21 protein-coding genes and 1 tRNA gene are annotated in these 23,496 nt (G+C 61.7%); 10 read left to right on the plus strand and 12 right to left on the minus strand.

Annotation, left to right across the window (positions count from 1 at the left end; genetic code table 11):
* Nucleotides 1-44 precede the first annotated feature (44 nt).
* A tRNA-Arg gene (locus LHU53_RS08535) sits at nt 45-119 on the plus strand.
* A gap of 27 nt (nt 120-146) precedes the next feature.
* Here the strand turns inward: LHU53_RS08535 and LHU53_RS08540 are convergent.
* From LHU53_RS08540 to LHU53_RS08575, 8 genes are all read right to left on the minus strand, one after another.
* Nucleotides 147-530: a hypothetical protein gene (locus tag LHU53_RS08540; RefSeq protein ID WP_227332216.1), complete on the minus strand. Its 384-nt coding sequence runs from the start codon at nt 528-530 to the stop codon at nt 147-149.
* Between the two features lie 309 nt (nt 531-839).
* Nucleotides 840-2,033 (minus strand): phosphoglycerate kinase, encoded by a 1,194-nt coding sequence (locus LHU53_RS08545; protein WP_227332217.1) that lies wholly within the window; start codon nt 2,031-2,033, stop codon nt 840-842.
* A gap of 160 nt (nt 2,034-2,193) precedes the next feature.
* Nucleotides 2,194-2,862 (minus strand): HAD-IA family hydrolase, encoded by a 669-nt coding sequence (locus LHU53_RS08550; RefSeq protein ID WP_227332218.1) that lies wholly within the window; start codon nt 2,860-2,862, stop codon nt 2,194-2,196.
* A gap of 8 nt (nt 2,863-2,870) precedes the next feature.
* A complete protein-coding gene (tkt, locus tag LHU53_RS08555) occupies nt 2,871-4,940 on the minus strand; it encodes a transketolase (RefSeq protein WP_227332219.1) in 2,070 nt (689 codons plus the stop codon).
* 157 nt (nt 4,941-5,097) lie between these two features.
* Entirely contained in the window at nt 5,098-5,973 is an 876-nt protein-coding gene (locus LHU53_RS08560; protein WP_227332220.1) for a phosphoribulokinase, read from the minus strand.
* A gap of 155 nt (nt 5,974-6,128) precedes the next feature.
* The gene (locus LHU53_RS08565; protein WP_370632260.1) at nt 6,129-7,226 is read right to left on the minus strand and encodes a class 1 fructose-bisphosphatase; all 1,098 of its coding nucleotides are present in this window, start codon (nt 7,224-7,226) and stop codon (nt 6,129-6,131) included.
* 47 nt (nt 7,227-7,273) lie between these two features.
* On the minus strand, nt 7,274-7,972 hold the full coding sequence (gene rpe, locus LHU53_RS08570; RefSeq protein WP_227332222.1) for a ribulose-phosphate 3-epimerase: 699 nt from the start codon (nt 7,970-7,972) through the stop codon (nt 7,274-7,276).
* Nucleotides 7,973-8,017: 45 nt separating this feature from the next.
* Nucleotides 8,018-8,737: an HAD-IA family hydrolase gene (locus tag LHU53_RS08575; RefSeq protein WP_227332223.1), complete on the minus strand. Its 720-nt coding sequence runs from the start codon at nt 8,735-8,737 to the stop codon at nt 8,018-8,020.
* Nucleotides 8,738-8,877: 140 nt separating this feature from the next.
* On the opposite strand from LHU53_RS08575, the gene LHU53_RS08580 reads away from it, so the two are divergent.
* Nucleotides 8,878-9,789: a LysR family transcriptional regulator gene (locus LHU53_RS08580; RefSeq protein WP_227332224.1), complete on the plus strand. Its 912-nt coding sequence runs from the start codon at nt 8,878-8,880 to the stop codon at nt 9,787-9,789.
* A 20-nt stretch (nt 9,790-9,809) separates the two neighbouring features.
* Here LHU53_RS08580 and LHU53_RS08585 read toward each other — a convergent pair whose 3' ends face one another.
* A complete protein-coding gene (locus tag LHU53_RS08585; RefSeq protein WP_227332225.1) occupies nt 9,810-10,721 on the minus strand; it encodes a bestrophin family ion channel in 912 nt (303 codons plus the stop codon).
* Nucleotides 10,722-10,856: 135 nt separating this feature from the next.
* Between LHU53_RS08585 and LHU53_RS08590 the strand changes: the two genes are divergently transcribed.
* Nucleotides 10,857-11,132, plus strand: a complete 276-nt coding sequence (locus tag LHU53_RS08590; RefSeq protein ID WP_227332226.1) for a hypothetical protein — start codon at nt 10,857-10,859, stop codon at nt 11,130-11,132.
* A 102-nt stretch (nt 11,133-11,234) separates the two neighbouring features.
* Nucleotides 11,235-11,429: a hypothetical protein gene (locus LHU53_RS08595; RefSeq protein WP_227332227.1), complete on the plus strand. Its 195-nt coding sequence runs from the start codon at nt 11,235-11,237 to the stop codon at nt 11,427-11,429.
* Nucleotides 11,430-11,512: 83 nt separating this feature from the next.
* Here the strand turns inward: LHU53_RS08595 and LHU53_RS08600 are convergent, their stop codons facing one another.
* Nucleotides 11,513-12,280, minus strand: a complete 768-nt coding sequence (locus tag LHU53_RS08600; protein ID WP_227332228.1) for a ParA family protein — start codon at nt 12,278-12,280, stop codon at nt 11,513-11,515.
* 246 nt (nt 12,281-12,526) lie between these two features.
* Between LHU53_RS08600 and LHU53_RS08605 the strand changes: the two genes are divergently transcribed.
* The 3 genes from LHU53_RS08605 (at nt 12,527) to LHU53_RS08615 (ending at nt 17,618) form a co-directional block, all read left to right on the plus strand.
* Nucleotides 12,527-13,906, plus strand: coding sequence for a ribulose-bisphosphate carboxylase (locus tag LHU53_RS08605; protein WP_227332229.1), 1,380 nt, complete (start codon nt 12,527-12,529; stop codon nt 13,904-13,906).
* Between the two features lie 565 nt (nt 13,907-14,471).
* Nucleotides 14,472-15,278, plus strand: coding sequence for a CbbQ/NirQ/NorQ/GpvN family protein (locus LHU53_RS08610; RefSeq protein WP_227332230.1), 807 nt, complete (start codon nt 14,472-14,474; stop codon nt 15,276-15,278).
* A 15-nt stretch (nt 15,279-15,293) separates the two neighbouring features.
* A complete protein-coding gene (locus tag LHU53_RS08615; RefSeq protein ID WP_227332231.1) occupies nt 15,294-17,618 on the plus strand; it encodes a nitric oxide reductase activation protein NorD in 2,325 nt (774 codons plus the stop codon).
* A gap of 112 nt (nt 17,619-17,730) precedes the next feature.
* On the opposite strand, the gene LHU53_RS08620 is transcribed toward LHU53_RS08615, so the two are convergent.
* Nucleotides 17,731-18,150, minus strand: a complete 420-nt coding sequence (locus LHU53_RS08620) for a hypothetical protein (protein WP_227332232.1) — start codon at nt 18,148-18,150, stop codon at nt 17,731-17,733.
* Between the two features lie 68 nt (nt 18,151-18,218).
* Nucleotides 18,219-19,190 carry a carbamate kinase gene (locus LHU53_RS08625; RefSeq protein WP_227332233.1) on the minus strand — a complete coding sequence of 324 codons (972 nt, stop codon included), beginning with the start codon at nt 19,188-19,190 and terminating at the stop codon, nt 18,219-18,221.
* Between the two features lie 393 nt (nt 19,191-19,583).
* Here LHU53_RS08625 and LHU53_RS08630 point away from each other — a divergent pair, with 393 nt between their 5' ends.
* From LHU53_RS08630 to LHU53_RS08640, 3 genes are read left to right on the plus strand one after another with little or no spacing between them, the layout of a single operon-like run.
* Complete coding sequence (locus LHU53_RS08630) at nt 19,584-21,137, plus strand: xanthine permease (RefSeq protein WP_227332234.1); 1,554 nt, start codon at nt 19,584-19,586, stop codon at nt 21,135-21,137.
* A gap of 52 nt (nt 21,138-21,189) precedes the next feature.
* Nucleotides 21,190-22,371 carry an ankyrin repeat domain-containing protein gene (locus LHU53_RS08635; RefSeq protein ID WP_227332235.1) on the plus strand — a complete coding sequence of 394 codons (1,182 nt, stop codon included), beginning with the start codon at nt 21,190-21,192 and terminating at the stop codon, nt 22,369-22,371.
* A 21-nt stretch (nt 22,372-22,392) separates the two neighbouring features.
* Nucleotides 22,393-23,457 (plus strand): DUF2877 domain-containing protein, encoded by a 1,065-nt coding sequence (locus LHU53_RS08640; RefSeq protein ID WP_227332236.1) that lies wholly within the window; start codon nt 22,393-22,395, stop codon nt 23,455-23,457.
* The last annotated feature ends 39 nt before the right edge of the window (nt 23,458-23,496 follow it).

A 23,496-nucleotide genomic window follows, 5' to 3' on the forward strand; every position in this document is an offset into this window, starting at 1 on the left:
ACGCCTGCCGTAGCCCCTGAGACGGCCTTTACAATCCCCCGTCCCTCGCCATAGTTCAATGGATAGAACGAGTGCCTCCTAAGTGCTAGATGCAGGTTCGATTCCTGCTGGCGGGACCACATTCCAACACCAAATTCCAATCAGCGTCACCCCCGGCTCAAGCCCAGTGCCAGCAGTTCTTCGTTGGTTAACTTCTCAAGTGCCGCCTGGCGCAGCATCGACAGCTTGCTCCTGCGGTTGAAATCCAGATCAACGGCCTGGAGCACCGGGCTGGCACCATCCCCCAGCGCATAGGCCTCGCCCAGCGTTTCGTTGATCAGAACCCACATGCGGCGCACGTCACCACGCTGCCCGCCACTGAGGTGTTTGTTGGCATACGACTCGGCATCATCGCGCCGCGTGAAAGCAGCCTTCAGGTAATCCTCCTGCAGCAAACGCATCCACACGCCCCAGGCTTCGCGGTAGCTGGCTTGAAAACGTTGGTCCGGACCTTGAACGGCTGGGTGCTCTGGCGTTTCGATGGTTGTCATGGGTCGATGCCCCCTTCAAGGCTGGTTGGTGAACCCGGCTGTCAATGCCGATTGAGCTGCGTGTGAGGTGTTGACGCATCAGCCGGGTGCGGGCGTGCCGTGCCGCCGATCACCACCCCAAACGCTGTCGCAAGACGCGCACCGCGCTGCCCGGGGTCGTCAAGACCGGCAGGTTGATGGCCTGCCCGACCGCCGTGTGTGTGCGGGCCATGCTGAACTGGGCCAGCGCCATCACATCACACCCCTGACACGATGCGACCAGATGGCGGCAAGCCGCGCCGCCCCGGTCAGCCCCGCAGGGCTTGCGCCTTACGCTTCGGCGCGTTTTTGCAGGATCTCAAAGGCCGGCAAGGTTTTGCCTTCCAGCACTTCCAGGAACGCGCCGCCGCCGGTCGAGATGTAGCCCACGTCTTTTTCAATGCCGTATTTGGCAATGGCTGCCAGGGTGTCGCCACCACCGGCAATACTGAACGCGTCGGACTCGGCAATCGCCATGGCGATGGTTTTGGTACCGCCTTCAAACGCGGGGAACTCGAACACACCCACCGGGCCGTTCCAGACGATGGTGCCGGCGGCCTTGAGTTGCGCGGCCAGTTTGGCGGCGGTGACCGGGCCAATGTCCAGGATCATGTCGTCGTCTTCCACGTCGGTGGCGGCCTTGACGGTGGCGGGTGCGTCGGCCGCAAAGGTTTTGGCGCAGACCACGTCGGTGGGGATCGGCACGTCGGCGCCGCGCGCCTTCATGGCTTCGATCACGGCGGTGGCTTCACCCACCAGGCTGGGTTCGGCCAGGCTCTTGCCGATTTTCAGACCAGCGGCCAGCATGAAGGTGTTGGCAATGCCGCCACCCACAATCAGGTTGTCCACATTCTTGGCCAAAGCTTGCAGGATGCTGAGCTTGGTCGAGACCTTGGAGCCCGCCACAATCGCCACCAGCGGGCGCTTGGGGTTGGCCAAGGCTTTGTTGATGGCATCAATTTCAGCCGCCAACAAGGGACCCGCGCAAGCGATGGGCGCAAACTGGGCGATGCCGTAAGTGGTGCCCTCGGCGCGGTGCGCGGTACCAAAGGCGTCGTGCACAAACACGTCGCACAGGGCGGCCATTTTTTTGGCCAGCTCTTCGTTGTTTTTCTTCTCACCCTTGTTGACGCGGCAGTTTTCCAGCATCACCAGTTGGCCGGGTGCCACGTCCACGCCGTCGACCCAGTTGGCGACCACGGGAATCTCGCGGCCCATCAGTTCACCCAGGCGCTTGGCCACAGGTGCGAGGGAATCTTCGGGTTTGAACTCACCTTCGGTCGGGCGGCCCAGGTGGCTGGTGACCATCACAGCGGCACCAGCGTCAAGCGCCATCTGGATACACGGCACGCTGGCGCGGATGCGGGTGTCTTCGGTGATGTTGCCGGCATCGTCTTGCGGCACATTCAAATCGGCCCGGATGAACACCCGCTTGCCCTTGGCGGCACCATTGGCAATCACATCGGCAAAACGTACAACTTTCATTCTCTAGCTCCTTGGTTAAATGCGACGACACGACCTCATTGTTCAATGGCGTCGCGTTATCCCGCCGATTGTCGTACCAAGCCAGGCCCTGATGGCCGTGGCTTGCCCTCTTGATGGCTCACCAGCGCGCCATCCCGGGAAATCGCTACCGTGATAGCACTCAAACCAACAAGACGGAGATGTCCGGGATGATGCGATCCGGCGCGCAGGCCTCAACCGGCTCACCCATGTTGTAGCCATAGGGCAGCATCCACACCGGCACCCCCGCGGCACGCGCGGTGGCCACATCAATGCTGGAGTCGCCGACAAACAGGGCGCGCTCAGGCGTCACCCCAAACTGCGCCAGACAGTGGCTCACCCCGGCCGGATCAGGCTTTTTGGTGACCAAGGTGTCCCCACTGATGACGGCGTCAAACAGGTCGCCGAGCTGGTGCGCCGCCAGCACCACCTGGGTGTAACGGCCTTCCTTGTTGGTCACCACCGCCAGCCGGGCGCCTTGTTGACGCAACACCGTCAAGGTTTCGCGCACCTGCGGGTACAGGTGGCTGCGGGTGCCGCAGCGCGCGTTGTACGCCATGTTGTACACCGGCACGATCTGGGCCAGCAGCGCGCTATTGCTCACCACCTCGGGCGCAAACCCGGTGATCTGTGCCAGCGCCTTGACCAGCAGCGCCAGCGTGCCGTGGCCAATCCAGTCGTCCACCTGCTGTTGCGACACCTCCGGCAAGCCAAAACGCCCAAGGGCGTCGTTGACGGCATCCAGAATCTCGGGCGCCGTCTCCACCAAGGTGCCATCCAGGTCAAACATGACCAGATCAAAACTGGACATAGTCACCTTCAGTTGATGGAGGGCACAACCGTGTCGGGCAGCGGTTCGGCGCGTTTGCTGGCAGCGCGGTGCACGATGGTGCGGATGTTGGTCACCACACGCTCCACGGTGATGCCAAAGTGCTGGTACAGCTTGGGCGCCGGGGCCGACTCGCCAAAGCTGGGCATGCCGATCACCACGCCATGGCGGCCCACATACTTGCGCCAAAAGTCCGGGTGCGCCGCTTCAATCGCCAGCGACGGCATGTTGAACGGAATCACCATCTCTTGGTAGGCGTTGGTCTGGCGGTCAAACACATTGGTGCAAGGCATGGACACCACGCGGGTGGCAATGCCCAGGGCCGCCAGCTCAGCCTGCGCCTTCATGGCGATCTCGAGCTCGGAGCCGGTGGAGACGATCACCGCCTGGGCGCCTTCCATGTCTGACAGGATGTAGCCACCCTTGCGGATGTTCTCCACCATGCTGACATCGGTCAGGCGCGGCAGGTTCTGGCGCGACAGGCACAAGGCGCTGGGGCCGTCCTTGCGCTCCACCGCACTGGCCCAGGCCACGGCGGTTTCCAGGCCGTCGGCCGGGCGCCACACGTCCAGCCCCGGGATGATGCGCATGCTGGGGATGTGTTCGATGCTTTGGTGCGTCGGGCCGTCTTCACCCAGGCCAATGCTGTCGTGGGTGAACACATGGATGACACGGATCTTCATCAACGCGGCCATGCGGATGGCGTTGCGGCTGTAGTCGCTGAAGGTCAGGAAAGTGCCACCGTAAGGAATGTAACCACCGTGCAGGCAGATGCCGTTCATGATGCCGGCCATGCCGAACTCACGCACACCGTAGCTCAGGTGGTTGCCCCATTTGTCACGACCGGCGCGGATGCAGCCCTTGAAGTTGGTCAGGTTGGAGCCGGTCAGGTCGGCGCTGCCGCCAAAAAACTCGGGCAACAGCGGTGCAATCGCGTCGAGCGCGTTTTGGCTGGATTTGCGGGTGGCGATCGAGGTCGGGTTGGCGGCAATGGCCTGCAACAAACCGGGCAGCTTGTCGGCAAAGTCGGCGGGCAAATCACCGGCCATACGGCGTTTGAACTCGGCGGCCTCGACCGGGAAAGCAGCGCTGTAGGCGGCAAACTTGGCGTCCCAGGCATGTTCAGCGGCAACACCACGCGCCACCGCGTTCCAGGCGGTCGCAATGTCGGCGGGGATTTCAAACGGCGCATACGGCCAGCCCAGCGCTTCGCGGGTGGCGGCCACTTCGGCGGCGCCCAGAGCGGCACCGTGCACATCGTGGGTACCGGCCTTGTTGGGGGAACCCAGGCCAATCACGGTCTTGCAGCAGATCAAGGTCGGTTTGCCATCGGCCAACACGGCCTGGGCCTTGGCGGCTTGGACGGCGGCGTCCACCGCAGCCGGGTTGTGGCCGTCCACACCGGCAATCACGTTCCAGCCATACGCATCGAAGCGTTTGGGGGTGTCGTCGGTGAACCAGCCTTCGACGTGGCCGTCGATCGAGATGCCGTTGTCGTCGTAAAACGCCACCAGCTTGGACAGGCGCAGTGTGCCCGCCAGCGCGCAGGCTTCATGGCTGATGCCTTCCATCATGCAGCCGTCACCCAGGAACACATAGGTGAAGTGGTCGACGATGGCGTGTTGGTCCTTGTTGAACTCGGCGGCCAGAAGCTTCTCGGCCAGCGCCATACCCACCGCGTTGGAGACACCCTGGCCGAGCGGGCCGGTGGTGGTCTCCACCCCCGGGGTCACGCCGACTTCGGGGTGGCCGGCGGTTTTGCTGTGCAGCTGGCGGAAGTTTTGCAGCTCGCTCATCGGCAGGTCGTAGCCGGTGAGGTGCAGCAAGGCATAAATCAGCATCGAGCCGTGGCCGTTGCTCAAGACAAAACGGTCACGATCTGCCCAATGCGGGTTGGCGGGGTTGTGCTTGAGGTGGCGGTTCCACAGCACTTCGGCAATGTCGGCCATGCCCATGGGCGCGCCGGGGTGGCCGGACTTGGCCTTTTCAACGGCGTCAACGGCCAGCATGCGGATGGCATTGGCCATTTGTTTGGCAAATTCAGGGGTGGGTGTGGTCATGGTTCGTGATCAGTAGGTGATGAGAGGTAAAAACAAAGCAAGGCTACGCGTTTGGGTCGGGTCCTGGGCCTCTATCTTAGTCAGTTGGGAGCGGCACACAGCACATCATCAGTTTCCAGTAAGTTATGCCGTCGCTCGCAGGTGCGCGGGTAGGGGGTCAGGCGGCTTTTTTCTTGCGCTCCATCATGCGCCAGACAAAGGGCGTGAAGATGAGCTGCATCGCCAGTTCCATCTTGCCGCCGGGCACCACGATGGTGTTGGCGCGGCTCATGAAGCTGCCGTCGATCATGCTGCGCAGGTAGGGGAAGTCGATGCCTTTGGGGTTGGCAAAACGGATCACCACCATGCTCTCGTCAGGGCTGGGGATGTCGCGTGCGATGAACGGGTTGCTGGTGTCGACCATCGGCACCCGCTGGAAGTTGACATGGGTGTGCTCAAACTGCGGGCAGATGTAGTGCACGTAGTCGGGCATGCGCCGCAAAATGGTGTCGGTCACCGCCTCGGTGCTGTAGCCACGCTGCTTTTTGTCGCGGTAGAGCTTTTGAATCCACTCCAGGTTGATCACCGGCACCACACCAATGAGCAAGTCCGGATGCTGGGCGATGTTGACCTCAGGCGTGACCACGGCGCCGTGCAGGCCTTCATAAAACAGCAAATCGGTGCCGGCCGGAACATCTTCCCAGGCGGTGAAGGTGCCCGGTTCTTGTTGGTAGGGCGCGGCCTCCTCCAGATCATGCAGGTATTTGCGGCGCTTGCCGGTGCCGGTTTCGCCGTAGGCGCGAAACAGCTCGGCCAGCTCGTGAAACAGGTTGTTGGCAGGGCCAAAGTGGCTGAAGTGCTGGTTGCCAGCGGCTTCGGCCTCGGCCGCCTTGAGCTTCATCTCCTTGCGGTCATAGCGGTGAAAGCTGTCGCCTTCGATCACGGCGGCATTGATGCTCTCGCGCCGAAAGATGTTGTCAAACGTGCGGGTGACCGAGGTGGTGCCGGCGCCGCTGGAGCCCGTGATGGCGATGATGGGGTGACGAATGGACATGGTGCGTGTCTCCTGAGGATGATGAAAACCGGATCAAGCAGTCTCTGGCTGCTGCCTGATGTGTGTGGGGGACGCTTGTTGGGGACGGTCAGGGCGGGCCAGGCCCGCCCTCCGTGGATCCCGGATCCCGTCCGGGATGACAGCCAACCTCACGGTCAATCGCGAAACAGGCTGCGTTCGGCAAACAGCGGGTTGGTCAGCTCGGAGGTCACGGGTTGGCGGTGGTAACGCTCGATGCGCTCCACCTCGTTTTTGGAACCAAACACACACCCGATGCGCTGATGCAGGCTGGTGGGCATCACCTGCAGCATCGGGACCTCGCCAGTGGAGGCGCGGCCACCGGCCTGCTCCATGATCATGCCCACCGGGTTGGCCTCGTACAGCAGGCGCAGACGCCCGGGTTTGCTCAGGTCTTTGGTGTCGCGCGGGTACATGAAGACACCGCCACGCATCAGGATGCGGTGCGCCTCGGCCACCATCGAGGCGATCCAGCGCATGTTGAAGTCTTTGCCTCGCGGGCCTGTCTTGCCGGCCAGGCATTCGTCCACATAACGCTTGACCGGCGCTTCCCAGAAACGCGCGTTGGAGGCATTGATGGCAAATTCCTGGGTGTCCTCCGGAATACGCAGCTTGGGGTGGGTCAGCATGAATTCGCCCAGGTTCGGGTCCAGCGTGAAGCCGTTGACACCGTCACCCACCGTCAGCACCAGCATGGTGGTGGGGCCATACAGCGCATAACCCGCTGCCACCTGCTTGACGCCGGGCTGGAAGAAATCGGCATCCACCACGTCGCGGCCCGAGTCGATCACGTCCTGCGGCGCCCGCAGGATGCTGAAAATGCTGCCCACCGACACGTTCACATCGATGTTGCTGGAGCCGTCCAGCGGGTCAAACACGATCAGGTAGTTGCCACGCGGGTAGTGCTTGGGGATCTGGTAGGGGGCATCCATCTCCTCCGAGGCCATGCCCGCCAGGCTGCCCGACCATTCGGTGCGCTGCATGAAAACATCGTTGGACAACACGTCCAGCTTTTTCTGCGTCTCGCCCTGCACATTGACCGAGCCCCCGGCATCTGCCGCGTGGTTGCCCATGACACCGGCCAGTTCGCCATAGGCCACCGCCTTGGCGATGCCTTTGCAGGCCAGCGACACATCCAGAATCAGCGAATTGAAATCACCGCTGGCGCTGGGAAAACGACGGCGCTCTTCAATCAGGAACTGCGTCAAGGTCGAACGGTTGGAACGAAGGGTCATGGGCATGGCGAAACTCCCGATTAATTAAATTTTGTCGTGCCTGAGGCTTATGCCGCCTGGGCTGCCGTGCGCAGCGCCTGCATGATGGTCTTGTAGCCGCCGTCGGCATCGGGCGCGCCAAACACGGCGCTGCCCGCCACGCAGGTGTCGGCCCCTGCAGCCACAATCTCGGCGATGTTGTCGGTCTTGACGCCGCCATCCACTTCCAGCCAGATGGGCTGGCCACCCGCGGCCACATGCGCGTCGATCCGGGCGCGCACCGCACGCAGCTTGTCCAACGTGCTGGGGATGAACTTTTGCCCGCCAAAACCGGGGTTGACACTCATCAGCAAAATCATGTCGAGCTTGTCCATGACGTGGTCCAGCACGCTCAGCGGGGTCGCCGGGTTGAGCACCAGCCCGGCCTTGCAGCCCAGCTCGCGGATCATGGCGAGACTGCGGTCCACGTGTTTGGAGGCTTCAGGATGAAACGTGATGATGTTGGCACCGGCCTTGGCAAACAGCGGGATGATCGCGTCCACCGGTTCCACCATCAGGTGCACGTCGATCGGGATGCTGACATGCGGCCGGATGGCTTCGCACACCAGCGGGCCAATGGTCAGGTTGGGCACGTAATGGTTGTCCATCACATCAAAATGCACCAGGTCACAACCGGCGGCTTCGATGGCACGCACCTCCTCACCCAAGCGGGAAAAGTCGGCCGACAAAATGCTTGGGGCCAAACGCAGAACGGGGTTGGAGCTCATGGGGGGTCTTTCAGAAGTTTAAAAAAGGGGGTGGCCGAGGTGCGCTCAGGCTCGCCAAGAATTCTGCCAGTCGCGCAGTTGTGCCAATGTGACCTGGCGCAAGTCGGGCACAACGCGTAGCGCATCACCGAAGTCGTGGTGCAGCGTGTAACGGTTGGTGGTGATCAGCGTTGCCAGACCCGCCGCCGTGGCAGCGCGCAGCCCGTTGCTGGAGTCCTCGATCACCAGGCACTGGCAAGCGGGCAAATCCAGCTCGGCCAGCACCTGCAGATACACCTGCGGGTGCGGCTTTTTGAGCGGTGCGGTGGCTGCATCACCAATGGCGGCAAAGTGCTCGCGCCAGTGTTCGCCCAGCGGACCACGCAACAAAGCGGCAATGTTGACCGGCGTGGTGGTGGTGGCAATGGCCAGCTTCAGCCCCGCTTGGCGCGCCTCGTGGATCAGCGCCAGCACGCCAGGGCGCAAGCTCACCCGGCCGCTGTTGACCAGGTTTTCATAGATGGTGGTCTTGCACGCGTGGATCTGGTCAATCTGCCCTTGCACCGCCTGCGCATCCAGCGCCGGGTCCAGCTGCTGCCAGTAGCGCAGGATGCGCTCCTTGCCGCCCGACACATCCAGCAGATGCAGGTACATCTCGTCGGTCCAGACCCAGTCCATGCCCTGCTCGGCAAAAGCGCGGTTGAAAGCCTCCAGATGGGCACTTTCGGTCTCGGCCAGCGTGCCATCCACATCAAAAATCAAGGCTTGCAAAGCACCAGAGGCCATGGAAAAGTGTCCTTTAGTTAACGCGGGGATACCGACAAATGTGCGACATAGGTTTACTTTAATCGCGCCAACTCATAAACTCTAATCACGTTTTATTGAAAAATCATCAGTGCAGCCTGATGAAATACAGGGATAAGCAGATGCGCCCTTACACCTTCAAACAGATCCAGACGTTCATGGAAGTGGCGCGCCAGCGCTCGGTGTCCAAAGCAGCCGAACGGCTGTTTGTGACCCAGCCCGCGGTGTCGATGCAACTGCGCCAGCTGGAGGACGCTTTTGGCCTGGCGCTGGTGGAGCCGATGGGGCGCAACATCCGGCTCACCGCCGCTGGTGAAGCGTTCTTGACCTACGCCACCAACGCCATGGGCCAGTTCAAGGACCTGGAAGCACTGATGGCCGAGCATGTCGGCCTGAAAAAAGGCCGCATCGATCTGGCCGTGGTCAGCACCTCCAAATACTTCATCCCGATGCTGCTGGTGCGCTTTTCCAGGCTGTTTCCGGGCATCGATGTGCACCTCAACATCGACAACCGCGACAACGTGCTGGGCCTGATGACCCGTTTTGAGGCCGATCTGGTGGTGATGGGCCGCGCGCCCAGCCACCTGGACTGCGAGGCCACCGCCTTCGCCACCAACCCGCTGGTGATGGTGGCGCCGCCCGACCACCCGCTGGCTCGGCGCAAAAATCTGCCCTTCGAGGTGCTGGCCGAGCATCGCTTTGTGGTGCGTGAAGACGGCTCGGGCACCCGCGCGGCCATGCAACGCCTGTTTGAAGAACACCACACCGAGCTGAAAGTGGTGATGGGCCTGCCCAGCAACGAAACCATCAAACAGGCAGTGATGGCCGGCATGGGGCTGAGCTTTCTGTCGATGCGCACGATTCGCCACGAACTGGCCAGCGGCCACATCGCGCTGCTGGATGTGCAAGGCCTGCCGCAGATCAACCACTGGTATGTGACGCACCTGAGCAGCAAAAAACTCTCCCCCGCGGCCCGCGCATTCAAGGAATTTCTGATCGAGCAAGGCGGTGCGCTGATGGACACCTGGAGCTGAGCCAGGGCCGGTCGTCGGCGTCAGGTCAGCAAAAAGTTTGCATCCGGCTGGGGCACGGGCGGGGGCACCTCGCCCAGCATTTCCAGCAGGCTGGCGTGGACGCTGGCCACGATGGCATCCAGCGCCAGGTCGTTGTCGGCCAGGCCGAACGGGTCCTCAATTTCGTCGCTCAGGGCCTCCAGGGCGAAGAAGGTGTAGGACACAAAGCTCACCACCAGCGGTGTCATCAGCCCGATGCTGTCCACCAGCCCAAAGGGCAACAGCGCACAGTACAGGTAAACGCTGCGGTGCAGCACCACCGAATAAGCGAACGGCAAGGGCGTGTTGGCAATGCGTTCGCAGCAGCCCAAGGCCAGTGACAGGGCGTCCAGTGAGCTCTCCATCTTCTGTGCCAGCATCGGGTCGAGCCGCCGGGCTTCGCGCCAGCCCTGCAGCTGGCGGCCAAGCCACAGCAACACCAGCGTCGGGGCCGAACGGGCGCTGATCAACTGCCTGCACACGTCGTCAGGCAGCAAGTCGTCGGTTCCAATCGTTGCTTTTTGACCACGAAGCTGGTTGCGCATGGTGCAGGAAAACGCCATCAGACCCAGCACAAAGGGACGAACCGGCGAACCTGCGGTCACCAGGGTCAGGGCCTGACGGGTCAGGTTACGGGATTCCACCAGCACACAACCCCATTGCTTGCGAGCCTCCCAGTAACGGTCGTAACTGGCGTTGATGCGAAAACCCAGAAAAATGGCGAACGCCACACCCATCAACGAAAACGGACTGGCATTGAGCGTCACTTTCCATAAAAACAACTGCCCGTGCGCCATCACCACGACACACGACAGGGCAAAAATAAACAGCTGCTGACCGTAAATACGGTGCACCAGGGAGCCCCGGCGCACAAACAGCAAACGGATCCAATGGGGACGAGGACGAACAATCACAAGGGCATGTGCGGCCAGTGCGGCCGCTTTAGTCAGAGCGGCCGATTGTCACACCGCCCGTCAGGTCATTCACGGTTTATTAGGGTTTACCCTATACTGCGGTGCAACATTATTGGTTTCGAAAGGAACAACACCATGACAGAAGCCACTTTGAAGCCCTCAAGTCAGACCCCAAACACCCAACGCCTCGCTGGCGTCCTGCAAGAAATGGCGATCGCCACCAAAAAGCAGGCCACCGCCTGGTGGACCACCCTCACCCATCGCGCCCACCCCGGCCCGCTGACCAGCGCGCGCCAGGAAGCCGACACATTGCGCGAGTATGCCGACCAGCTTTACCGCACCGACCCGCGCTACGCGCACGACCTGTACGCCGCCGCCACCCGGCACGAACTCGCCGCCACGGCCACCTGAACCCTGCCAACCGCGCCTGAGGCGCACACCGGCGTCATTTTTTCTCCCCGCAGCAACCGGGCGACCCCCGACTTGACCTGCACCCACTTTGGAGGACTTACCATGTCCCTGATCACCAACTTCGGGCAAACCACTGCCCTCATCCTGGGCTTGCCCTTTGACCTGGCCCGCGCCAACTACGCCAGCGCTGTGCGCCTTGGCCTTCTGGAAAACTCGCTGCTGGAATCGGCCCGCTTTGAGCGTGAGCTCAGCAAAATCGAACGCCTGAGCCTGGGGCTGTGGGCGCGGCGGGTGTAAAGCCCCCTCCACCGGGATACCCCCCAAGACGGCCAACTTCAGCCAACATCACCCAGACATGCGCTTCTGGCGCATCGTCCCCGCTACCCTCGCAAGCCGTTGTGCAGCGCAATGAGCGCCAGCGTGATCTTGTGGCTGGGGTCGAGGTAAACCATGGGCAAACACCGCTCATGCGACTCGCGGATGCGCACCGACGCTGGCAAATACGGCTGCAGCACCGGCAGGCCTTCGTCAATCAGCTCGGCGACCATGCGCTGGGGCAGGTTGGCGCGCGGCTGAAACTGGTTGACCACGATGCCGTCCACCTGCAGCTCAGGGTTGTGATCGGCGCGGATTTCCTGCACGTTGTCGAGCAGGGTGTAGAGCGCCTGGCGCGAGAAGCTGTCGCAGTCAAACGGAATCAGGCAGCCGCTGGCGCCGATCAGCGCGGCGCGGGTGTAGAAGTTGAGTGCGGGCGCGGTGTCGATGTAGATGCGGTCATAGGTGGTGGCCAGTTGCTGCAGCGCCTCGCGCAGCTTGTAGATTTTCTGGCGTGATTCGAGCTTGACCACCAGCTCGGTGAGCGCCGGGCTCGATGGCATCACATCCAGGTTCTCAAACGGCGACTCCACCACAAAATGCGTGGGAGGTGTGCTCTTGAAACTGTAGCTCAGCGTGTTTTCAAAAAAGTCTGCCACGGTGGGCTGGCCCTCGGCCACCGGGCCGCCCAGCAGGTAACTGGTGGAGTTGCCTTGCGGGTCCAGGTCGATCACCAGGGTGCGCAGCCCCTGGCTGGCGCTGATGGCGGCCAGGTTGCAGGTGATGGTGGACTTGCCAACGCCCCCTTTTTGGTTGAACACGACGATGGGCATACAAAACTCCTTTGAGGCTGCAAAACGGGTGCGGATGTGCGTGCCATTGTCTTTGAAATTGATGGCTTTCTTGACAGAGAACGTTGCCGTGGTGGCTTTGACCGAGGTGCGTCGGGCCGTGGGGGTGGACTGTCACCCATCAGATTTTTCTGATCAGACTGGCAATTTATTTGAATTTTCATGATGAATATGCCTGTCTATAGTTCAGACCATCACTAACCCGACTGCACTCACAGGAGTTACCCCATGGATCAATCGAACCGCTACGCCGACCTGAGCCTCAAGGAAGAAGACCTCATTGCCGGGGGTAAACACATTCTGGTGGCCTACAAAATGGCACCGAAGCCCGGCTATGGCTACCTGGAAGCGGCGGCGCACTTTGCGGCGGAATCGTCCACGGGGACCAATGTGGAAGTCAGCACCACCGACGACTTCACCCGCGGTGTGGACGCGCTGGTGTATTACATCGACGAAGCTACCGAAGACATGCGCATTGCCTACCCGATCGACCTGTTCGACCGCAACATGACCGACGGCCGCATGATGATCGTGTCGTTCCTCACCTTGGTGATCGGCAACAACCAGGGCATGGGCGACATCAAACACGCCAAGATCCACGACTTTTACATGCCTGAGCGCGCCATCCAGCTGTTTGACGGCCCGAGCAAGGACATCTCCGACATGTGGCGCATCCTGGGCCGCCCGATGAAAGATGGCGGCTACATTGCCGGCACCATCATCAAGCCCAAGCTGGGCCTGCGCCCCGAGCCGTTTGCCGCAGCTGCCTACCAGTTCTGGCTGGGTGGCGACTTCATCAAGAACGACGAGCCACAAGGCAACCAGGTATTCTGCCCAGCCAAGAAGGTGTACCCGTTGGTCTATGACGCGATGAAGCGCGCCCAGGACGAAACCGGCCAGGCCAAGCTGTTCTCAGCCAACATCACCGCCGACGACCACTACGAAATGTGCGCCCGGGCTGACTTCATTCTGGAAGCCTTCGGCCCGGACGCCGACAAAGTGGCTTTCCTGGTGGACGGTTTTGTCGGCGGCCCCGGCATGGTCACCACCGCGCGCCGTCAGTACCCCAACCAGTACCTGCACTACCACCGCGCCGGCCACGGCATGATCACATCACCATCGGCAAAACGCGGTTACACCGCCTTTGTGCTGGCCAAGATTTCGCGTCTGCAAGGGGCCAGCGGCATCCACGTCGGCACCATGGGATACGGCAAGATGGAGGGCGAGAACGATGACCGCAACATCGCCTACATGATCGAGCGTGATGAGTGCCAGGGCCCGGTTTATTTCCAGAAGTGGTACGGCATGAAGCCCACCACCCCGATCATTTCAGGAGGCATGAACGCCTTGCGCCTGCCGGGCTTCTTCAAGAACCTGGGCCACGGCAACGTGATCAACACCTCGGGCGGCGGCTCCTACGGCCACATCGACAGCCCCGCAGCCGGTGCCATTTCTCTGCGTCAGTCGTATGAATGCTGGAAGAGCGGCGCTGACCCGATCGAGTTTGCCAAGGAGCACAAAGAGTTTGCCCGCGCATTTGAGTCGTTCCCGGGTGACGCCGACAAGTTGTTCCCGGGCTGGCGCGAGAAGCTGGGCGTGCATAAATAAGCATTTCGCCCATAGCGTCATCTCGGAGCATTGGTAAAAATGCAACTGCGGGGTAGTTTGTTGCGGCAGGCTACCCCGCGTTTTTTGTGCAGCGTTTTGCTTGGCGAAGGGGTTTCGTCTCCTTTTTTGGGAGTTTTGGGGCGACAAGTTACCGTGGGCGACTTTCGTGGAAGGCACGTTGCGACGGGATGCCCTGCGCCGCGAATGTCCCCCGAAAGCGGCCTCCCGGCCACTTTCTCCTCCTTAATTTCGCTCTGCAGGGCAACCCATCACAACATGCCCGAGACGACGTTGGTACCAAACATAGGGGAAATTCATTCATGCACTTTGATTGCCCACACCGTCAAGCAGCGTGCGTTGGGTATCTGACGCAGCGGCATCAAGGAGGAGCCCGCAGGGCGGGGGACAGCCGCGGAGTCGGATACCCAGCGCGCGCTGCGGTTAAAGCCAACAGTCTTCTGACCTCTGACTCAAACCCCAACAGCGTCAAAAATCCCACCGCCCGCGCACACCAGACGACCTGACCAGTAACCTGTCAGCCACAACGATCACGCAGGAACCCACCATGACCACCCTGGCCCAGCAATACACCATCACCCAAGAGCCGTTCTACCAGCCGCAAAGCAACGAGGTGGCACTGTTTGAGGCCGCCTACAAGGCCAGGCTGCCGGTCATGGTCAAAGGCCCCACCGGCTGCGGCAAATCGCGCTTTATCGAATACATGGCTTGGAAACTGGGCAAACCGCTCATCACCGTGGCCTGCAACGAAGACATGACCGCCTCCGACCTGGTGGGCCGCTACCTTTTAGAGGCCAACGGCACCCGCTGGCTCGACGGACCGCTTAGCGTTGCGGCACGCATCGGCGCGATCTGTTACCTGGACGAAATTGTCGAAGCCCGGCAAGACACCACCGTGGTCATCCACCCGCTGACCGACCACCGGCGCCAGTTGCCCCTGGACAAAAAGGGCGAGCTGATCCAGGCCCACCCCGACTTTCAACTCGTCATCTCCTACAACCCCGGCTACCAGAGCCTGATGAAAGACCTGAAACAAAGCACCAAACAGCGCTTTGTCGGCTTTGATTTTGACTACCCCGCGGCAGAGCTGGAAGCCAGCATCATCACCACCGAGACCGGCGTCAACATGGCCGACGCAGTACGGCTGGTCAAGATTGGGGCCACGGCCCGCGCGCTCAAAGGCCATGGCCTGGACGAAGGCATTTCCACCCGCCTGCTGGTGTACGCCGCCACGCTGATCAAAGCCGACGTGGACCCGCTGGACGCCTGTCGCATGGCGCTGGTGCGCCCGATCACCGATGACTCCGACATCCGCGCCACGCTCGACCACGCGATTGACGCGGTGTTTGGCTAAACCGGACCTGCCGCCATGGCCCCTGCCGTGTTGCCACCGTTGATGCCCAGCGCGCTGCCGCCCACGAGCGCCAGTGGCAGCCCAACCGCCACCATCAGCGCCGATCAGTTCCTGGCCTGGCGCAAGCAGCTGGACTGCGGTTTTGCCCAGATCGACGATGTGTTTGAGGCTTGTTTGGCCGAGGCACAGGCCAAGCTCAGCGCCGAAGGGCTGGACGACTACCTGACCCAGGCACGTTTTCTGGGAAAGATGGGCCGGGGCGTGGAGCCGGCGCTGACCTTTTTGCAGGCCTGGCCCTTGGTGGCCCACAACGTGGGCGAATCCGCGCTGGACGCCGTCATGCTCACCGTTCGGCAGATCAACAAGTCACCCAATGGCCGCGCCATTGCGCCGTTTTTACAAGCCCTCGGCCCCGTCAGCCAAAGGCTGGCAAGCCAACATCAGCTACAGCACTACCTCGACTTGTGCCTGCTGCTGATGGAGCGCACCAGCAGCTCCATCCACGGCATCCACAAAACTTATGCCAGCCCGAGCTTGGGCGTCTTTTTTGAAAAAGCACCGCTGCTGGTGGGCGTGCTCAGCTTGCAGGGCCTGAGCAATTGGGTCAACTACGGCATTCGCAACTACAGCCACCACCCCGAGCAGCAGCGCGATTTTTTCAGCCTGAGCAGTGCCGACAGCCGCGCCGTGCTGCAGCGCGAGCGCCACGGCACCTTGCTGATGGACCACACCCGCGCGCTGGACCTGTACCTGCGTGCGCTGTGGCAGGACGGCGATGTGCTGGTGCCTTACTCCACCACCTTTGACGTGCAGCGCCAGCCCATGCCCTACTTTGACGCGCTGGGCATGCGCCTGCCCGACGTGTACGACGAGCGCGCGGGCATCAGCGGGCTGGACCGTTACCGCGCGGCGCTGGCCCACATGGCGGCGCACCGGCGCTGGAGCACACCGATTTTTGCCGACAACTTCAGCCCGGCGCAGCGCCTGGCCATCGAGTGTTTTGAAGACGCACGCATGGATTGGCTGACGCTGCGCGAGTACCCCGGCATGCGGCGCATTTATTCGGCGCTCCACCCCAAGCCGGTCGATGGCGCGTGCAACCCGGCCACCCATTCCTGCCTGCGGCACCGGCTGGCGATGTTGTCACGCGCCTTGCTGGACCCACCCAAACGCTTTGAGAGCCCGCAACTCGCCGAGTGGGTGCAGCGCTTTCACGCGCTGCTGGCCCAAGGTGACGCCAGCACCACCGACATGGCCAGCTTGAGCCTGAGCTACCTGGCCAAAACCAGCCTTCAGAGTGACCGCTTGCCTGACACCTGGTTCCAAGACACCGAGGTCGATTACCGCGACGACAACCGCCACCTGTGGCGCTTTCACGAACTCAGTGACGACGAAGACAACTTCGACAACCCCGACCAGACCCCGTCCACGCAAGAGCTGCAAACCCTGCCGCCGCGCCACTACCCTGAGTGGGACTACAGCAGCCAAAGCCTGCGCCCGGACTGGGTCAGCCTGTACGAGCGCCTGCACCCCAGCGGCAACCCGGCCGACATCGACGCGCTGCTGGCCAAACACGCGGCGCTGGCCAAACGGCTCAAGCGCCTGCTGGACCTGCTCAAACCGCAGGACAAGGTGCGCGTGCGCTTCCAGGAGGACGGCAGCGAGCTGGACCTGGACGTGGCGATCCGCTCGCTGATCGATTTAAGGAGCGGCAGCCAGCCCGACCCGCGCATCAACATGAGCCACACCACCAATGGCCGCAGCATCGCGGTGACCTTGTTGCTGGACCTGTCGCAGTCGCTGGGCGACCAAGCGCGTGGCTCGGCGCAGACTGTGCTGCAGCTCAGCCAGGAAGCGGTTTCCTTGCTGGCCTGGTCAATTGAACAACTGGGCGACCCGCTGGCCATTGCCGGCTTTCACTCCAACACGCGGCACGATGTGCGTTATTACCACCTCAAAGGCTTTGGCGAACGCTGGGGCGATGAGGTCAAGGCCCGCCTGGCCGCCATTCAGGCGGGCTACAGCACCCGCATGGGCGCCGCGCTGCGTCATGCCGCCCGCACGCTCGGCACCCAAACGGCGGATAAAAAGCTGCTGCTGGTGCTGACCGACGGCCAGCCGTCAGACATTGATGTGAAAGACGAGCGCCTGCTGATCGAAGACGCCAAAGTGGCGGTACGCGAGCTGAGCAACCAAGGGATATTCACCTACTGCATCAACCTGGATGCCGCGGCAGACACCTATGTGAGCGACATCTTTGGCCAGCAGTACACGGTGATTGACAACATTACCCGCCTGCCCGAACAACTGCCCAAGCTGTTCATGGCGCTGACGCGCTGACGCCGGGTTCGCGTCCAGAAGGCGGCGCAACAGCGCGATGCCATGTGGCACCGTGCCAGTTGGATCACGCCATCACCTACCTCGGGTTCTCTGGCTGATTCAACCCGTTAGCTCATCTGCGCCCAATGCGCTCATACAAACGGTCCAGTTGATAGTGGCCCAGCGTTGCAGCCGCGCGGCTGCCCAGTTCGGCGCTCGCCTTGGTCTGCATCAACAGTCGCAGAATCAACAGGCCTCGCATCGTCGTGAAAGCCCGCGACTTGTTTTTTCCGCCAGACAAGTCGGTATTGGCGATGACGCTGTCCACCATCCCAGTCTGGCCGAGATCAATCTTGCAGGCCAATGACAGCCGGTATATCTGCAGATCAAGGTTGCCAAACTGTCGGGACCAGCGCTCAAATTGATAGTGGGATATTTCAGTCATGGCAATACGGATGGCGAACTGGGCCTGTGCGACATGCGCTGGCCAAGTTGGATGGCGCGTCTGCCCCGGCAGTGAGCGGCTCGTTCGCCAGAGCTGGCGAGCGGTCAAGCCCGGGCAGATACGGTGGTGAGGGTGTGTTGCCCGCCAGGTGCTTCACCTTGGCGGGCGCGGCACCGTTAAAGATCTTCGTCCCGAACAATGTGCGTGCCGGTGTCGCCACGCAGGGCAGGCACGGCGGTGTCCAGGCTGGTGACGATGACCCGTTTGCCACCCGCTTCCAGGAACAGCAACGCGGCTTCGATTTTTGGCCCCATGCTGCCGGCAGGAAAGTGACCCTGGGCTTGGTAGGCGCGCATCTCGGACAGCGACACCCGCTTCAATTCACGCTGATCGGGCTTGCCAAAATTGATGGCCACGCGCGGAACGGCGGTGAGAATCATCATGTCACGGATGCCCAGCACATTGGCCATCACGCCCGTGGTGAGGTCCTTGTCAATGACCGCGTCAACGCCATGGCGTCGGCCGTGCTCGTCACGAACCACGGGAATACCGCCACCGCCACCCGCGATGACCACGGTGCGGGTGCACATCAGAGATTCAACCAATGAGATGTCGCACACATGCTTGGGCATGGGGGATGGCACGACATAGCGCCACCCGCGCCCGGAATCTTCCTTGACCGTCACCCCCAGCTCGGCGGCCAGCGCTTGGCCTTCGGCTTCGCTAAAGAACGGGCCAACAGGCTTGGTCGGATTCTGGAATGCCGGATCATCACGATCAACTTCCACTTGCGTGACCAGGCCGACGACGTGGCGTGGGTTGCCCACTTCGCGCAAAGCGTTTTCAAAGGCCTGCGCCAGGATGTAAGCCATGGCGCCTTGCGTCTGCGCCACCAGGATGTCCAGCGACTGCGGCGCCACGCGTTCACGCGCAATGGCATTTGCCAACAGCAACTTGCCGACCTGTGGGCCGTTGCCGTGGACCAGCACGAGCTGGTTGTCCAACTCGAGCAGGGGCAGCATGGCCTTGGCGGTTGAGTAGGCGATGGCCTTCTGCTCCTCTGGTGTTCCCTTGCCTTCAGCGGGGTCCATGGCGTTGCCACCAATGGCAACAATGAGCCGACGCGGGATGTTGACTGAGCTTCTCATGGGTAATTTCCTTGACAGTGCGAAGAGATGATGAAGCGATTCAGTCTAGCTTTGGGCCCCACGCCCACTGTGGAAGATTCTTGAACAATGACGGCGCCAATGTCGAAATCGAATGGCCTGCCGCGCGCCACCCCCATCGATGCCAACCGCACTTCAGCGGTCGCCCAAAAAGCGCTTGAACGTGAATATCACGCCAAATCCGAACAATCGGTAGGGGTTTGTTGAAACGTTTGGAAGCGCGCTTGTGGACTTGAATTGGCGCACCTACTATCCGCCGCAGTGGCTCAAAGATGCCCATCCGTCGCGATCAACGATGGTCGGGAGGATCTGAGATCCACCCGAAGATGGCTTAGGCCATACATCAATGACTAACAGTTAATAGAGCTAAACATCATGACCAAAGATATTTTGTGGAGAAAAGGGGATTGGGCTGCCTTCTTCGGGCTGCTAACCAACAACCTCACCAACCTGCTGACAATGATCGGCCTGCTGATATTCGTTGTCGGCATCCCGCAGGACATGGTTTATGGAACCATCGCACCTGCGTTCGGCCTCGCCGTCATGTTGGCAAGCTTGTTTTACGGGTGGTTTGCCTGGCAACTGGCCAAGAGCACGGGTCGAACCGACGTCACCGCTTTGCCCTCCGGGCCGAGCGCTCCCTCGATCTTCACGGTCACGTTCCTGGTGATCATGCCCGTCTACAAGACCACAGGGAACGCTGAATTCGCCTTGCAGTTGGCCTTGGTGTGGTGCGTTCTTGAAGCGTCCATTCTTTTCTTTGGCGCCTTCTTCGGTGACACGTTGCGGCGCATGATTCCGCGCACCGTGCTGCTGTCGTGCCTGGCCGGCCTGGGCATCATGCTGTTGGCGATGAACCCGTTGTTGCAGTCCTTCGAGGCACCCGTGGTGGCCTTCGTTGTGCTGACGCTCATCTTCATCAACTGGTTCGGCAAGTCACCGCTGTTCCCGAAGATCCCCACCGGTCTGCTGCTGCTCGTCGTTGGCGCGGCGCTGGCCTGGGGCTTCGGACTGCAGAGCCCCGAGGCGATCACCAACGCGCTGAGCTTGGCTGGCTTCAACCCGCCCGGCTTGCATGTGGACAGCTTCCTGCAAGGCCTGCCGCATTCGCTGCCTTATCTGGCCTCAGCAGTTCCGCTCGGCCTGGCCAACTACGTTTTCGACCTGGAGAACATCGAAAGCGCCCACGCTGCTGGTGACTCCTACCCAACCCGCAAGGTGATGATGGTCAACGGCGCGGCATCCACCGTCGGCGCGATGCTCGGCAACCCCTACCCGGTGACGGTTTACGTCGGCCACGTGGGCTGGAAGTCTCTGGGTGCAGGCATCGGCTACACGGTGGCCAGCGGCGTGACGATGTTCCTGGTCACGCTCTTTGGGCTGGGCTCTTTCCTGCTCGCCCTCATCCCGATTGCGGCGATTGTGCCGATCCTGGTCTACATCGGCATCGTCACCGCCAATCAGGTGGTGCGCGAGTCACCCAAGAATGAAGTGCCGGTGATCGTCGTCGCCTTGTTCCCCTGGGTGGCCAACTGGGCTTTGACAATTGTGAACAACGTCATGGCAGCTGCAGGGACCTCGATTGCCACCTTGGGCACCAAGACACTGGCCGCCAAAGGGGTGTATTACGTCGGGCTGTCTCACCTTGGCAACGGCGCACCCATGTCCAGTTTGCTGTGGGGTTGCATCGCCATCTTCGCCATCCTCAACCAGCCGCTGCGCGGTGTCGCGGCAGCACTCGTGGCCGCTGCATTGACCTATGTGGGCTTTATCCACTCGCCGACAGTCGGCATCGTTGCCCCCGGCTCCACCGCCATGGGACTGGTTCAAGGCTACGTCATGATTGCCGGCGTCTTCGTCCTGAAGTATGTGCTGGATCGGCGTGAAGCGGCCAAGTTCGCCCCATCGACCACGGCGGCAGCGCGGTGAGCGATGTCCGTGAATTGAGCCTGAACCAACACCGTTCCAAAAAGGCATTGACATGAACGAAAACAATCTAGCGACAGAACTGTTCGCCAAGGTCGAACAAGAAGACCTGGCGGCAGTGGAGCAACTGCTGTCTGCGGGCGCAGCGGTGGACACCCGCGACGCGAGTGGCCGCACCGCCCTGATGGTGGCGACGCAAAAGAACAATTTGCCCTTGGTCAAGCGGCTGATTGCAGCGGGCAGTGATGTCAACGCCAGAGACGTGACCGAGCTGACGCCCTATCTTTGCGCTGGCGCCAATGGTTTCTCCGCGATTTTGCGGGTGATGATCGACGCAGGCGCTGACCGCAGCAGCGTGAACCGCTTTGGCGGAACCCCGTTGCTGCCATCAAGTGAAAAGGGTTACCTTCGCACGGTCCAGGTGGCCATCGATGCCGGCATTGCGGTCAATCACGCCAACAAACTCGGCTGGACCGCCTTGATGGAGGCCGTGATCCTGGGTGACGGCGGCAGGCTTTATGCCGACATCGTCTCCACACTCTTCGCCGCGGGCGCAGATGCCAACATGGCCGACCGTGATGGCGTCTCTTCCCTGGCACATGCCCGCAACAATGGCCAGACCCGTGTGATCCAGATCCTGGAGGGGGCGGCTGCCCCCAGCCAGGCCTCGGAGCTGCAGGAAGTGCGCTCAGCCATTCGCGCGTACGACGACGCACGCGCCCTTCTCCTGCTCGAAACCGCGGCGCACACAGGTTCCATCGATCCGTTGGACATTGCCTACTACAAAGGCTACGTCCTGGGTGAACTGGGGCGCCACGAAGAGGCCCTGCAGGCGTATCGCTCTGCGCTGGCGGCACAGCCGGATGCGCTGGAGTTCTATTTCTACACCGCCAACTGCCTGCGCGCCATGAAGCGGCCTGAGCAGGCGCTGAGCGAATACGACACCGCGATCGCCGCGGCGCCTACGCAAACTTACTTCCGCTACCACAAGTCCAACTACTTGCGCGAGCTGAACCGGCATGAGCAAGCGGTGGCAGAGATGCACCTGCTGCTTGAAGGACGCGCCCATCGTTATGACTATTGGTTTCATTTGGCCAACAGCCTGCGCTCGCTGGGACGCCATGAGCAAGCCGCGGCAGCGATCGAGAACGCCATTCAAGCGGACCCGACGAATCCGCTTTACCAGGCGCACAAGGCGCAATCGCTGACGCTGTTGGCAGCCAGCACGCAAGTGTGACCTGAGTGGCTGGATCACGAGATGAACGCTTTGAATCACCTGTTGAGCCCCGCACACGAGGCACCGTCTGCACGGCGTGTGACGCTCGTCGCGTCGGCACGCAGCGCCGATCAAGCGTTCATGTGTGATCTGGGCGCCAGCGCGCACTGGCGCGGGCGGGTGCACAGCGTTTTCCAACACGTCATCAACATCGAAGGCGCCAGTGGCGAGCTGTTCACATTGGCCAGTCGCGACATCGACAATGCACCCAACACGATGGTGGTGGACATGGTCGATTTCAGCAACACCGGTGTCGCGATGTGCCAGCAGGTGGTGGCCACCGCCGGGGTGATGCGTATCGACAGCGCCCTGGAAGTGCATTTCGACCACGCCAAGGGGTGGCATGGCACATTGCCTGTCTACAACATGGCGTCGGGGCGCTTGGGGTGCAACCTGGATGCGATGGCGCAGTTTCTGCAACGCGAAAACTCTCTTGCCGGCATGCTGCGATCGGCCCTGCTTGGCAACGACGATGGCCTTGCCGAGGGCACCGATTTTGACCATGCGGTGTCCAGGATGTTGTCAAGCACAACATCGCGTCTGCGCGATGCGATCCTGCGCCAGGATTCTTCTGATGCTTGTGCGCAGGCGCGCTTGTTGATGGGCCTGGGGCCCGGTCTGACGCCGTCGGGCGACGATTTCCTGGTCGGCCTGTTTGCTGTGCTGCATGTCAAGCAAAGCCCCCTGTTTGGGCTTGGCGCCCTGTGCCTGGAGATGGTGGCTGGGGCCGTGCACACGACCAACGCCATCAGCTACGCCGCACTGTCCAAGGCCGCTACCGGTCGCGTGCGCGCCTGCATGGCGGAATTGATTCAACAACTTCTTCATGGCGAGGCAGACGCATGGACGGCCCCGCTGCGGCGCGTGCTGGCCATCGGATCGACGTCCGGCAGCGACATCGTCGCCGGCATCGTCTGCGGTCTGCGCCTGCAGCTTGAATTCGAACGGTCTGGCAAACCCTGGCAGCCTGCACTGCCAACGGTCAGCAGCGCGCCATCACTCATGGCGCTGCCGACCCGCCTCGCACTACCGGGTCAGCCGCAATAGGGCGGTTGACCCATTCTTTCAAACCAGTTTTTTTGCACC

It is taken from the genome of Rhodoferax sp. U2-2l (genome assembly GCF_020594515.1).
Classification (GTDB): Bacteria; Pseudomonadota; Gammaproteobacteria; order Burkholderiales; family Burkholderiaceae_C; genus Rhodoferax.